General features: G+C 32.3%; 12 protein-coding genes. 10 read left to right on the plus strand and 2 right to left on the minus strand.

Going from position 1 to position 12,539, the window contains the following annotated elements; genetic code table 11:
* Nucleotides 1-26: 26 nt before the first annotated feature.
* Nucleotides 27-752 (minus strand): CHAP domain-containing protein, encoded by a 726-nt coding sequence (locus ISP02_RS02855; RefSeq protein WP_195720165.1) that lies wholly within the window; start codon nucleotides 750-752, stop codon nucleotides 27-29.
* A gap of 555 nt (nucleotides 753-1,307) precedes the next feature.
* Between ISP02_RS02855 and ISP02_RS02860 the strand changes: the two genes are divergently transcribed.
* From ISP02_RS02860 to ISP02_RS02885, 6 genes are all read left to right on the plus strand, one after another.
* Nucleotides 1,308-1,667 carry a DoxX family protein gene (locus ISP02_RS02860; RefSeq protein WP_195720166.1) on the plus strand — a complete coding sequence of 120 codons (360 nt, stop codon included), beginning with the start codon at nucleotides 1,308-1,310 and terminating at the stop codon, nucleotides 1,665-1,667.
* A 288-nt stretch (nucleotides 1,668-1,955) separates the two neighbouring features.
* Nucleotides 1,956-2,306 (plus strand): transcriptional regulator, SarA/Rot family, encoded by a 351-nt coding sequence (locus ISP02_RS02865; protein ID WP_195720167.1) that lies wholly within the window; start codon nucleotides 1,956-1,958, stop codon nucleotides 2,304-2,306.
* Between the two features lie 270 nt (nucleotides 2,307-2,576).
* Nucleotides 2,577-3,728, plus strand: coding sequence for an acyl-CoA dehydrogenase family protein (locus ISP02_RS02870; protein ID WP_195720168.1), 1,152 nt, complete (start codon nucleotides 2,577-2,579; stop codon nucleotides 3,726-3,728).
* 196 nt (nucleotides 3,729-3,924) lie between these two features.
* Nucleotides 3,925-4,836: an ABC transporter substrate-binding protein gene (locus ISP02_RS02875; protein WP_195720169.1), complete on the plus strand. Its 912-nt coding sequence runs from the start codon at nucleotides 3,925-3,927 to the stop codon at nucleotides 4,834-4,836.
* A 542-nt stretch (nucleotides 4,837-5,378) separates the two neighbouring features.
* A complete protein-coding gene (locus ISP02_RS02880; RefSeq protein WP_195720170.1) occupies nucleotides 5,379-5,933 on the plus strand; it encodes a biotin transporter BioY in 555 nt (184 codons plus the stop codon).
* Nucleotides 5,934-5,951: 18 nt separating this feature from the next.
* The gene (locus ISP02_RS02885; protein WP_235980490.1) at nucleotides 5,952-6,707 is read left to right on the plus strand and encodes a GNAT family N-acetyltransferase; all 756 of its coding nucleotides are present in this window, start codon (nucleotides 5,952-5,954) and stop codon (nucleotides 6,705-6,707) included.
* Nucleotides 6,708-6,746: 39 nt separating this feature from the next.
* Here ISP02_RS02885 and fdhD read toward each other — a convergent pair whose 3' ends face one another.
* The gene (gene fdhD, locus ISP02_RS02890; RefSeq protein WP_195720171.1) at nucleotides 6,747-7,538 is read right to left on the minus strand and encodes a formate dehydrogenase accessory sulfurtransferase FdhD; all 792 of its coding nucleotides are present in this window, start codon (nucleotides 7,536-7,538) and stop codon (nucleotides 6,747-6,749) included.
* 164 nt (nucleotides 7,539-7,702) lie between these two features.
* On the opposite strand from fdhD, the gene ISP02_RS02895 reads away from it, so the two are divergent.
* The 4 genes from ISP02_RS02895 (at nucleotide 7,703) to galT (ending at nucleotide 12,474) form a co-directional block, all read left to right on the plus strand.
* Nucleotides 7,703-8,707, plus strand: a complete 1,005-nt coding sequence (locus ISP02_RS02895) for a LacI family DNA-binding transcriptional regulator (RefSeq protein WP_195720172.1) — start codon at nucleotides 7,703-7,705, stop codon at nucleotides 8,705-8,707.
* 86 nt (nucleotides 8,708-8,793) lie between these two features.
* Nucleotides 8,794-9,957 carry a galactokinase gene (locus ISP02_RS02900; protein WP_195720173.1) on the plus strand — a complete coding sequence of 388 codons (1,164 nt, stop codon included), beginning with the start codon at nucleotides 8,794-8,796 and terminating at the stop codon, nucleotides 9,955-9,957.
* 24 nt (nucleotides 9,958-9,981) lie between these two features.
* The gene (gene galE, locus ISP02_RS02905) at nucleotides 9,982-10,980 is read left to right on the plus strand and encodes a UDP-glucose 4-epimerase GalE (RefSeq protein WP_195720174.1); all 999 of its coding nucleotides are present in this window, start codon (nucleotides 9,982-9,984) and stop codon (nucleotides 10,978-10,980) included.
* A gap of 3 nt (nucleotides 10,981-10,983) precedes the next feature.
* Nucleotides 10,984-12,474: a UDP-glucose--hexose-1-phosphate uridylyltransferase gene (gene galT, locus ISP02_RS02910; RefSeq protein WP_195720175.1), complete on the plus strand. Its 1,491-nt coding sequence runs from the start codon at nucleotides 10,984-10,986 to the stop codon at nucleotides 12,472-12,474.
* Nucleotides 12,475-12,539: the final 65 nt, after the last annotated feature.

Raw genomic sequence — 12,539 nt, forward strand, 5'->3', positions numbered from 1 at the left:
AAAGCAACCTTTTGGTTGCTTTTTTATTAATGAATGTAGTTGTAGCTTGAAGCTTCACTAGCAGAAATAGTACGAGAAGATACTACGCCTGCACCATGACCATAGTTCATTTCAGAAACTTGAACTGAACCATTGCTTCCAACGCTTTCAACATATGCAACATGACCGTAAGCGCCAGCAGATGATTGTAAAATTGAACCTGCTTTTGGAGTGTTATTAACAGTGTAACCTGAAGATGCAGCAGCACTTGCCCAGTTTCTAGCGTCGCCCCAAGTTGAACCTACTTTACCGCCAACTTTATCGTATACATAATATGTACATTGACCAGCAGTGTATAAGTTGCTTGAAGAACCTGAAGTATTAGCAATTGAGTTTGAAGAGCTAGATGGTGCACTTTGAGTTGTTACTTTGATATTGTTGCTAGCAGTTGCGTTAGATGCTGCGCCTCTTCCGCCTGTTGTATTATTGTTTGCTGTATATGATTGAGTCGCGTTATTATATGACTTAGCGTTGTTTGAATAGTTAGCATTACTATTGTTGTTATTGTGGCTAGCTTGGCTTGGATTCCAGTTACCTTGCCAGTCATAGTGATAGTTACCTTGGTGATCTATAGTGTATGAGTAGCTGTATGACGTTGGGTCATTTGGATTGTACTCACCATTGTTGTTTTCAGCAGCTTGAGCATCATGTTGCATAAAAGCAACAGTAGCGATTCCTGCAGTAGCGATTGTAGCAGTAGCGATTTTTTTCATTGTAAAAATATCCTCCTAAAAATTTTAAATAATATATTATTCCCAATATCACGCCTCAAAAGGGTGATTAAAACGACAAGAATTAATATAGCAGAAAAATTTGCATTTGTGCGCAATGTTATAGTTTTGTAATTTAGTTCTAATAAAAAGTAGATATTTGTAACAAATACCTTTAATTAATTAAAATACTAAAGTCTGTCAGCAAGGTATTTTTGCGAAACGTAGGATAATATTACATTAATTTTTATTACAAAGCTGTAAAATAACAGAAAATTTGCAACAAAAAATCATACACTTTTATTAACTTTGTTGGAAATTAAAATAATCAAAAAGAGTAGTGTTAACAATAGAAAAGTAATAATAAAATTTGTGAGCAAGTGAATTAGGTTTATAAAAAACATATGCTATAATTACAAAGTATTTGCAATAAAACTAGTTAAAAATGCTGCAAGATAGCTTGTTTAGTAGCGTATTTTCTGCTCTTAATTAAAATAAAATTGATTTGAAGAGAAATAACTAGTTAGTAATTAATATTTATTATAAGGAGAGATAGTAATGATATTACGTTATTTGGCTAATTTAAAATTAGCGAAAGAATTATTTAACGCAGCTCAACCTAAATTAAAAGGTGACCAATCTATGAAGGACACATTCGTTGATGTATTTGGTTTACCTGAAAAATCTGTACCTTTGGCAGGTGCAGTTGAAGCATTAAGTGCATTGTTCTTTGTATTAAGCTTTGCTAGTAAAAAATTATCTCGCTTAGGCTCATTATTAACAATTGCTGTTTTAGGTGTTGCAGCTTATAAACACTTTGAAGCAGGACACGGTAAAGAAGGCGCTAAACATGCTCTTGATTTATCTGGTATGGCTGCTTTAAGTTTCTTAGACACTTTAGATTGTAAAAATAAATAATATTTTACAGGATAAGCTTCTTCCTGAAAATACACAATGAAGGAAATCATATTTTAATGATGCTCCTTCATTTTTTTACATGTAGTGTGTTCACCTACATAATTCTTTATAATAAATGAAGATAACCGCTAAGTTAAATATGACACATGAATTTGAATTACTGTATTGTTTTTCAATATATATTGGATTTGTATGCTAAAGTGTTATAGAATAAATATTATAATATTTACAAAAATAATTATATTTTTAAGTACTGACATCTAAGAATAACACAACAGGAGTGATACTATGGAAGAAAAAGCATTTAAATCAATAGATGAACTTTTTACTATCAATCATCAAGTCAAATCTTTTTTTAAAATAATCAAAAATCAATTTAAACTTAATTTTGAAGAAATATACATCTTGAATATTTTAAATAATTGCAATGGCTATGAGGTAACAGCTAAGGAAATAGCACAAAAAACCAACTTAAAACCATATTACATAACTAAAGCATTGCAAAAGTTAAAAGATATGGGGTATTTAAATAAAAAACGAAGTGAACATGATGAAAGAACGGTTATTGTATTTATTAGCAACCAAGAAAAAGCTAAAATAGCATACACAATTAATGCATTGAACAAACACTTTTATTAATTTACAAAATAATGCATTAACAACAATAACAATATATTAAAATACGTATACAGTGTATGTGATACTGTAAATATATTTTTGAAGTTGTCCATAAAGTTCTTCACTTTATGGACAACTTTTTTATTTATGAATTTTACTGACATATAATTTTATAATAGTAGTAACGTAACAACATAATTGAATATATAGCAGTGAAATCTTTTGTTTCATAATGGCGAGTGTTAAACTAAGAATGATTGCGTAATATCATTATCAATGAGGTGAATAATTTTGAATACTTCTGCTATGATACATTCAGAAATACAAAAGAAGTGGATTAAGAAATTAGAAAGTGTAAAAGATCAATTTCAACGAAATGCCGATTACAATGATAGGCATGCTGAATTTCCATATAAAAATATACAATGGCTCATTGACGAAGGTTACACTTTGATCTCACTACCTAAAAAATATGGTGGAGAGGGTGGCACCATTGAAGACATGGTTATTTTGCAAACATATTTAGGATCAATAGATGGTGCTACTGCATTATCAATAGGATGGCATATTAGCGTTGTTGGACAGTTATATGAACAACAATTATGGGAACAATCTATGTTAGATAGTTATGCGCGTGAAATTGTAAATGGTGCATTAGTTAATAGAGCTATCAGCGAAGCGGAAACTGGTAGCCCAACAAGAGGTGGCAGACCAGCTACAAATGCAGTTGCAACAGATGATGGTTATACTTTAAATGGCGTTAAGACGTTTACATCTATGAGTAAGAGATTAACGCATTTTATCGTAAGTGCCTTTGACCAACAGACTAATCAAATTGGCTATTATCTTGTGCATAAAGACACTGCAGGCGTCGAAATTGCTAATAATTGGGATATGATTGGCATGAGAGCGACAGAAAGCCATGATTTAGTGCTTAATGATGTGCATGTGCCTAAAGAGAATTTTGTCGAAACGAGAGCGGCTGGTGCTAAAGGACCAAATGGTTGGATATTACACATACCTAGTACTTATTTAGGCATTGCACAAGCAGCAAGAGACTATGCTATTGATTTTGCTAAAACTTATCAACCAAATAGTATAAATGGTACAATCGGTGAAATCGCAACGGTACAACAAAATGTTGGTAAAATGGAATCTTTATTATTATCAGCGCGCCAATTTTTATGGAGCACGGCTATGCTTTATAATGATTCTGAAAATGCTGCGAATATTTGGAATGAAACTTCAGCTAGTAAAACGTTAGTTATGAATCAAGGCATAGAAGTTATTGATTTAGCAATGCGTATCGTTGGAGCTAAAAGTTTAGAAATGAACAGACCTTTACAGCGCTATTATAGAGACATGCGTGCAGGATTACACAATCCCCCAATGGAAGACATGGCTTATACGAATATTGCTAAATCTGTACTTGGTCTTTTTTAAAAAGGCTGTTAATTAAAATTAGAACAATCTTAAGAGCGAATTAAACAGCTTTTAAGCTTGTTTTTTTTATAAAAAAAGCTTTATGTTTGAAGCGATTAAAAAATATTGTGAAATTCTTAAAATTTTTATTGTAAAAGGAGTAATAATTTTTTATAATGAATTGGTACTGATAATCATTTTCAATGGAGGTTGGATTATGAAAAAATTATTATTGCCGTTAATTGCTCTAGTGCTTATTCTTGCTGCATGTGGTAATAAATCAGATAGTGATGATAAAAGTAAAAAAGAAGCTACTAAATCTTATACATTAGATAGTGGCAAGAAAATAGATATACCTAAAGATCCGAAACGTGTAGCTTCAGTTGCACCTACATACGCACCAGGGCTTAAATTTTTAGGAGCAAACTTGGTTGCAGTAAGTAACCAAGTAGATCAAAGTAGTGTTATTAAAGATAAATTTAAAGGTGTTACTAGAGTTGGGGATAATGACGTAGAGAAAGTGGCTAAAACAAAACCTGATTTAATCATTGTCTATTCTACTGATAAAAATATTAAAAAATATCAAAAAATTGCACCAACTATCGTCTTTGATTTTAATAAACACAAATACTTAGACCAGCAACAAGAATTAGCTAAAATCGTTGGTAAAGAAAAAGAAGAACAAAAATGGGAAAAAGATTGGAAAGAAAAAACTAAAACTGATGCTGCAGAAATTAAATCACATATTGGTAAAGATGCAACAGTATCAATTTTTGATGAATTTGACAAAAAACTTTATACTTATGGCGATAACTGGGGTAGAGGTGGCGAAGTTTTATATCAAGCCTTCGGATTGAAAATGCCTACCAAAGTTGATGAGTTAACGAAAAAAGAAGGTTGGGCAGAAGTTAAACAAGAAAAACTAGCTGATTACGCTGGTGATTATATTGTTTCAACACGACAAGGAAAAGCTAAACCAAGTTACGAATCAACAGACTTATGGAAAAATATACCTGCAGTTAAACAAGACAAAGTCATTAGTGTAGACGCAACATCTTATTGGTATAATGATCCATACACTTTAGATTTCATGCGTAAAGATTTGAAGAAAAAACTTTTAGAAAAATAATATTAAATAAATGAATTATCAGTGAGTTGTTATGGGGAAAAGCGAGAGTATAGTATATAAACATCTCTGATTACAGAGAAAGTGTCAATTTCTATCGAAATAATATAGAAATTGACGCTTTTTTTATCAAATTTTGTAATTTAATGCGTTACTATTTTTCTTATGTTTATGCAATTGAGATATAATTAAACAAATAATTGATTATAATCAACATTCGAGTGAAATCCTAAATAGCTTTCATATTATTAGGAAAGCGAGTCATACAAAAGTAAAAGTTAATAAAAGAAAGGTAAGGAACTTATAGTGAAATGCCTGAGCTTGTCCTCTAGGAAAGCAAGCTCTATAATAAAGAGAGTTGTTTATATAAGTGATAGTAAAATGATTACAATTAATCATTTAAGACCTATTAATTTGGAATTTATATCCCAAATTCTTTTATTGGTAAAAAAGAAAGCGTAATATGTAAAAAAATAATGTTAACTAACTATTATTAAAAGTTAACATTTGTGATATAATTTTGCTCATGTGAGGAGGAAAATTATATGTCTACAAAAAATTTAGTTTATACGGCGTTAATGACTGCAATCATTGCAGTTATGGGAGTGATACCTTCAATTCCACTTCCTTTTATGCCTGTACCAATAGTTTTTCAAAATACGGGTATTTTCTTAGCAGGAATATTGTTGGGTAGAAAATATGGAACAATAAGTGTCATTGTTTTTTTATTACTTGTTGCTACAGGTTTACCTTTGTTATCAGGCGGTAGAGGCGGTATCGGCGTCTTTGTAGGGCCTTCTGCAGGGTTTTTATTCTTATATCCTGTCGTTACATTTTTAATTGGATTAGTGAGAGATAAATATTTCAATAAAATTAATTTTACAGTGCTAATCATTGTTACATTGTTGGTTGGCGTATTATTACTTGATATATTAGGGACAATTATTATGGGATTAATAACGAATTTACCAATTACTAAGTCAGTTAGTTTAGCATTTGTCTTTATGCCAGGTGATATTGTAAAAGCAATTCTAGCTAGTATCATTGGCAATGTGATGTTAAACCATAGTAGATTCAAACAATTGATGAAGGATTCTTAATAAAGGGGATAAGAGTTTATGAGTTCTATTGCTATGAGTGACATTTATAAAACTGGTCATTTAGATTTTGAAGATAATAAAAAGTTAATTTATCTAACGCCTAGTGAACCTATTGTATATTCCTCAAACAATTGGATATACAAGGCAATGCCATCGCTAGAACAATGGCTAGCAGATATTGAGACACAGTCTACAATGCATCGTGCTCAAGGATCAAATCATTTGTCTTTTACCTTTCCAGAGGATGAAACACCTAACGAACAATTACGTAAAGAAATAAAGAATAAGTCTTTTGAATTAAGTTATTTAGAACTTTATGCGATAAGTCCAGCAGAATTAATGTCTGCTGAAACCATCAACATAGACGTTCAATTTGTAACACGGGATAGCATAGAAGATTACTTAGACGTTCATCAAGTGTTTGCCGAATCTTTTGGCAATGATTACGTTCAGCAAAGTACTGAACTAATTAGACATCGTTTTGCTGATGAGGTTATACAAAGAGTTATTGCATATAAAGACAAAATTCCTGTAGGTATATTAAACTTAATTTTAGCGGAAGACACTATTGAGATTGATGGTTTTGGAGTCTTACCTAAATACCAACGTATGGGTATAGGAAAAGCGATGCAAAATTTTGTGGCTGAGGTTGCAAATGATAGAACAATTATTTTAGTTGCAGATGGTGAAGATACCGCTAAAGATATGTATATAAAACAAGGCTATGTCTACATAAGCTATAGTTACAATGTACTCAAAGAACAAATAAACTAAAAAAGCTGTTAATTCTACTATGACTAAAGAATAGTAGAATTAACAGCTTTTTATTCTTTCTGGGTGACTATATATATTGAAGTTTCCATTTCGTATAAAACCTACGGCAGTAATATTTAAGTCATTAGCTAACTGAACAGCTAATGTAGTAGGTGCAGATTTTGACAATATAACGCCAACACCTATTTTGGCTGCTTTAATTAATATTTCGGATGAAATACGACCGCTAAAGATTAATACTTTGTCACGGACGGGGATATGGTTTTTAATACAATATCCATATAGTTTGTCTAAAGCATTATGTCGACCAATATCTTGTCTATGCTCAAAAAAGTCTTGACCATCACTTATTGCACCATTGTGTAAACCACCTGTTTGTTTAAATAAAGCGCTGGCATTTTGCAGTTGTGACATCATCGAAAGAATTTGTTCTGGGACTATTGTAATTTTAGACATTGATGTTTTAGCTATAGCAGCATCATTTTGAAAATAAAATTCTCTACTTTTACCACAACATGAAGCAATCATACGCTTTGTTGAATACTGAAACCGGGTGCCTAATTGTTTTGTTAATTCAACATGAGCAAAACCCTTACTATCGTCGATTTGTAGGGATTTTAATTCATCATATTTTAAAATAGCACCTTCAGATGCAAGAAACCCTAAAGCTAATTCTTCTATATTGTTTGGACTACAAATAATTGTAGCAAATTCTTCACCATTAACCATAATTGTTAAAGGAAATTCTGTGACGTAACTATCTTGCGTATTTACCAATTCACCATTTTCATAACGTACAATAGGTTGGTCTTTTAAAACATCTTCATTCATGTGACCCAACTCCTTTTTATCTTAATTGTTATTTTATCGTACATTGCACGGTAGATAAATGATTAGGTATTAGCTAAGAAAATAAAAATATGTTGTAACGTGGTGTGAGTAAACTATAATAGAAGTAAATAAGTAAACTTAAGTAAACAAAGTGAGGTTCTAAAATGGCAAGTATTAGAGATATAGCACGTGAGGCAAATGTTAGCCCCGGTACTGTTTCGCGCGTTTTAAATAATGATCCAACTATCTCTGTAGCTCAAAACACTAGAGAAAGAATTTTTTCAATTGCTGAAAAACTTCGATATGAAAAAGTGACACGCACAAATAAAAGTATTCAATTAATTACGTATGCATCAAAAGAACGCGAAATGTCCGATCCATATTATCGAGAGATACGTCTAGCTATAGAATCGGAAGTAAAACGGTTAAAGTTATCATTGAAAAAGACGATACGTATTGATGGCACAACGCAAGCGCTTGATGAGCAAAAAATTGCTAAAGCAGGTGCTTTAATAGTAATAGGCAACTTTTCAGTTGAAGCTTTGGAACAACTATATGCAATTAATTCCAATTTAGTCGTTATTAATAATCCACAAACACCACAATATATAGATGCAGTGTATTCTAATATCGAAGATGCAATGCATAATTTATTAACTAAAATACAAAGCACAGGTTATTCAACTATTGGTTATATGGGAGGACTACATACAATTAGAAATTTAACTGGAAATGCAACAATGAGCGAAAATGACCCAAGATACAAAGTATATAAAAAATGGTGTAACGATAATAATATTGAACAACAAGCATATTTATGTGGATGGAATAAAGAACAAAGTGCTGAGCAATTAAAATCATTAATAGAAAAGGAACAATTACCGGAAGTGTTTATTGCTGGAAATGACATGGTAGCCATAGGCATTATTCAACAGTTATTACAACATGGAATACAATTACCCGACGATATTAAACTTATTAGTTTTAATGATTTAGAAGTAATTCAATACGTAACACCAAGTATTAGTAGTGTACATATCGCAATTGATGAATTTGGACGTAGTGCAGTGAAGATGGCAGAAGAGAGAATTCATAATTTAAGATCAGTTGCCCAACATATTGTTGTCGAAGCAAGATTGATAGAACGAACAACTTTTAATACTCAATGATAAAATATTGACAGGTTAATAAGTAAACAAGTAAACTTTAATTGTGTTTACTCTTCGTGATTTTAAAATATTAAGGGGTGGGAGAAATGTTAGAATCTTTAAAGACTAAGTTTGCAACGATTTTTGACTCTGAACCAACACATTATGCATTTGCTCCAGGAAGAATTAATCTTATTGGCGAGCATACTGATTATAATGGAGGTTATGTATTTCCAGCAGCAATTGAATTAGGGACTTATGGTTTAGCGCGTAAACGTGAAGATAATAAAATCAATGTTTATTCTTTGAATTTTGAAGAAAAAGGAGTTATTTCTTTTAACTTAAATAACTTGGCATATGATGAAAGTCACGATTGGGCTAACTATGTCAAAGGCGTTATTAAATATTTGATAGCATCATTTCCGTCTATTAATCAAGGCTTTGACATTTTATATGAAGGAAATATACCTAATGGTGCAAGTTTATCATCATCAGCTTCAATAGAACTTGTAAGTGGTTGGCTTATTAAAAGTTTATTTGAACTTGAGCTTGATAGATTGACTTTAGTGAAAATTGGACAAAAAGTTGAGAATAACTATATTGGTGTTAATTCTGGAATTATGGATCAATTTGTAATTGGTCTAGGTAAAAGTGAACATGCCATATTACTTGATACAGGTACTTTAAAATATGATTATGTACCAGCTTATTTTGGAGACTATGTAATATCAATTATGAATACTAATAAACGTCGTTCATTGACGGAGTCTAAATATAACGAACGTCGTGCCGAATGTGAAGCAGCATTAGCATCATTGCAACAAGAATTAACGATTAAACATTTATGTGATATTGATGTAGCTACATTTGAGCGTTATCAACATTTAATAGACAATACTACTAACCTGAAGAGAGCGCGTCACGCAATTAGCGAAAATGAAAGAACGAAACAAGCACATGAGATGTTGTCGAACAATCAATTTACAGCATTTGGTCAATTATTAAATGACTCGCATGAATCATTGAAAAATGATTATGCAGTCACAGGCTTGGAATTAGACACATTAGCTGAAACTGCGCAATCTATTGAGGGCGTTTTAGGCGCTAGAATGACTGGCGCAGGTTTTGCAGGTTGTGCTATTGCTTTAGTACATAAAGATAGTGTTAAAGCATTAGAACAAGAAGTTACTGCAACTTATACAGAGAAAATTGGCTATGCACCATCGTTTTATCATGTGAATATCAGTGACGGCGTTAAAAGTTTAAATTAATTTATCAGTGAGAGGGAGATTAATATGTCAGTACTAGTACTAGGTGGAGCGGGCTATATTGGTAGCCATTGTGTACATCAACTTATAGATAAAGGTTATGATGTTGTCGTTATCGACAATTTAGGTACAGGACATAACGCATCGGTCAATGCGCAGGCTCGATTTTATGAAGGCGATATTAGAGACAAAACATTTTTAGATGAAGTGTTTAATAAAGAAAATATCGAAGGTGTTTTCCATTTTTGTGCTTATTCATTAGTTGGAGAGTCTGTCGAAAAACCACTAACTTATTTTAATAATAATATTCATGGATTACAAACGCTTTTAGAAGTTATGTACGATTATAATGTGGATAAAATCATCTTTTCTTCTACAGCGGCAGTGTACGGAGAACCGAATTCAATTCCTATTAAAGAAGATGATACGACTAATCCTACTAGTCCCTATGGAGAAAGTAAGCTAGTTATGGAAAAAATGATGCGTTGGTGTCATGAAGCCTATGGCATTAATTTTGCGGCATTACGTTACTTTAATGTGGCAGGTGCTAATCCAGATGGCAAAATTGGTGAAGACCATAGACCTGAAACGCATTTAATACCTATCGTTTTACAAGTTGCTTTAGGACAACGTGACAATTTAACAGTGTTTGGCGATGATTACAATACACCAGATGGTTCATGCATTAGAGATTATTTACACGTTGAAGATTTAATAGCTGCACATATTCTTGCTTTTGATTATTTAAAAAATGGTGGTGCTTCAGGCACATTTAATTTAGGTAGTAGCCAAGGATATTCCGTAATTGAAATATTAGAAGCGGCGCGTGAGGTAACAGGTAAAGAGATTAAAGCTGAAGTCGGTAAAAGAAGAGCGGGAGATCCAGGTACGTTAGTTGCATCAAGTGATAAGGCTAAATCATTGTTAGGTTGGGTTCCGCAACATGATGACATTAAAGAAATCATACAAGATGCATGGAAATGGCATCAATCTCATCCACACGGCTACAAACAGGAAGAAGGTTAAGCAATGCTACTCAATAAACAACTCGTAAATCAGTTTATAAAGTACACTGTGGATATGGGCGAATTTGATACATTAGATGCTATTTACGTACAAAATAAACTCATCGCTATACTTAATGCTAATGGCATTGAAGATGAGACAACTATAGATACTGTATCGTCGATGACGCCAAATGATATCGCACAATTGTGGATTGAGGAAGCGGTTAAGGCAGGCACTATCGAAGGTGAACTTTACAATAGAGAAATAGTAGAAGCTCAAATACTTGATTTAATAACACCAAAACCTTCAACTGTAAATAATCATTTTTGGCGACAACATCAAGAAAATCCAAAACTTGCAACTGATTATTTTTATAAGTTATCTAAGCGCAATCATTACGTTAAGGAAGACGCTATCGCTAAAAATATTAGTTATAATGTTGCAACCGACTATGGTGATATAGAAATAACAATAAATTTATCAAAGCCAGAGAAAGACGGTAAACAGATAGCTAAAGAAAAAAATGCGACTGCAAGTGCTTATCCGCAATGTGCACTATGCTTTGAAAACGAAGGGTATATTGGAACAGTATTACAAGCAGCTAGAACGAATCATCGTATTATCCGCATGAATTTAGCAGGCAACGAATGGGGATTTCAATATTCGCCATATGCTTACTTTAATGAACATAGCATCGTATTATCACGTAAGCATGAACCAATGGAAATTAATCAACAAACGTTTGAAAATTTAGTGGAGTTTGTTCAACAATTCCCACATTATTTTATAGGTTCCAATGCAGATATACCGATTGTAGGTGGATCAATTTTATCACACAATCATTATCAAGCGGGACGACATGAATTCCCAATGAATAGAGCTACTACTAAAGAAACTTTTAAGTTAATCTCATTTCCTGACATCGAGGCTACAACTTTAAAATGGCCGATGAGTGTTATTAGGTTGAAAAGTAATAATAGCGCACAATTAATTAAAGCTGCTACCTATGTTATGGATCAATGGAACAATTATTCAGACAGTAGTGTTGATATAAAAGCTTATAGCGATGATGGCACAAGACATCATACTGTAACGCCTATAGTGCGTTATCATAATGAGCAATATGAAATAGATATTGTGTTACGTGATAATCAAACGTCGAATGAGTATCCTGACGGTATATTCCATCCACATCAAGATGTGCAACATATTAAAAAGGAAAATATTGGGCTAATCGAAGTTATGGGGATGGCGATTTTACCAGGAAGATTAAAAAGTGAACTTGCCGATGTCAAAAACTATTTACTTGGAAAAACTTATAATGAACTAGGACCTCATAAACAATGGGCAGAAACGATTGCTCAAAATTATAAAATTGATAATGAGAATGTAAATGAAATTATAGACAAGGAAGTAGGACTTAAATTTAAAAGAGTATTAGCAGACGCAGGGGTATTTAAAGATAACAAGCAAGGGAATGAAGCATTTAAGCAATTTTTAAATACACTCTAAAAAAGGATGATAATTCATCCTTTTTTTTAGTATTTTACAAGTCTATAATTAAAATAAATAGGGGG

The sequence above is a fragment of the Staphylococcus durrellii genome, assembly GCF_015594545.1.
GTDB classification, from domain to species: Bacteria; Bacillota; Bacilli; order Staphylococcales; family Staphylococcaceae; genus Staphylococcus; species Staphylococcus durrellii.

Coding starts and splice junctions, on each gene's coding strand:
- ISP02_RS02855 (WP_195720165.1), bottom strand. CDS start 752: ATGAAAAAAATCGCTACTGCTACAATCGCTACTGCAGGAATCGCTACT.
- ISP02_RS02860 (WP_195720166.1), top strand. CDS start 1,308: ATGATATTACGTTATTTGGCTAATTTAAAATTAGCGAAAGAATTATTT.
- ISP02_RS02865 (WP_195720167.1), top strand. CDS start 1,956: ATGGAAGAAAAAGCATTTAAATCAATAGATGAACTTTTTACTATCAAT.
- ISP02_RS02875 (WP_195720169.1), top strand. CDS start 3,925: ATGAAAAAATTATTATTGCCGTTAATTGCTCTAGTGCTTATTCTTGCT.
- ISP02_RS02880 (WP_195720170.1), top strand. CDS start 5,379: ATGTCTACAAAAAATTTAGTTTATACGGCGTTAATGACTGCAATCATT.
- ISP02_RS02885 (WP_235980490.1), top strand. CDS start 5,952: ATGAGTTCTATTGCTATGAGTGACATTTATAAAACTGGTCATTTAGAT.
- fdhD (WP_195720171.1), bottom strand. CDS start 7,538: ATGAATGAAGATGTTTTAAAAGACCAACCTATTGTACGTTATGAAAAT.
- ISP02_RS02895 (WP_195720172.1), top strand. CDS start 7,703: ATGGCAAGTATTAGAGATATAGCACGTGAGGCAAATGTTAGCCCCGGT.
- ISP02_RS02900 (WP_195720173.1), top strand. CDS start 8,794: ATGTTAGAATCTTTAAAGACTAAGTTTGCAACGATTTTTGACTCTGAA.
- galE (WP_195720174.1), top strand. CDS start 9,982: ATGTCAGTACTAGTACTAGGTGGAGCGGGCTATATTGGTAGCCATTGT.
- galT (WP_195720175.1), top strand. CDS start 10,984: ATGCTACTCAATAAACAACTCGTAAATCAGTTTATAAAGTACACTGTG.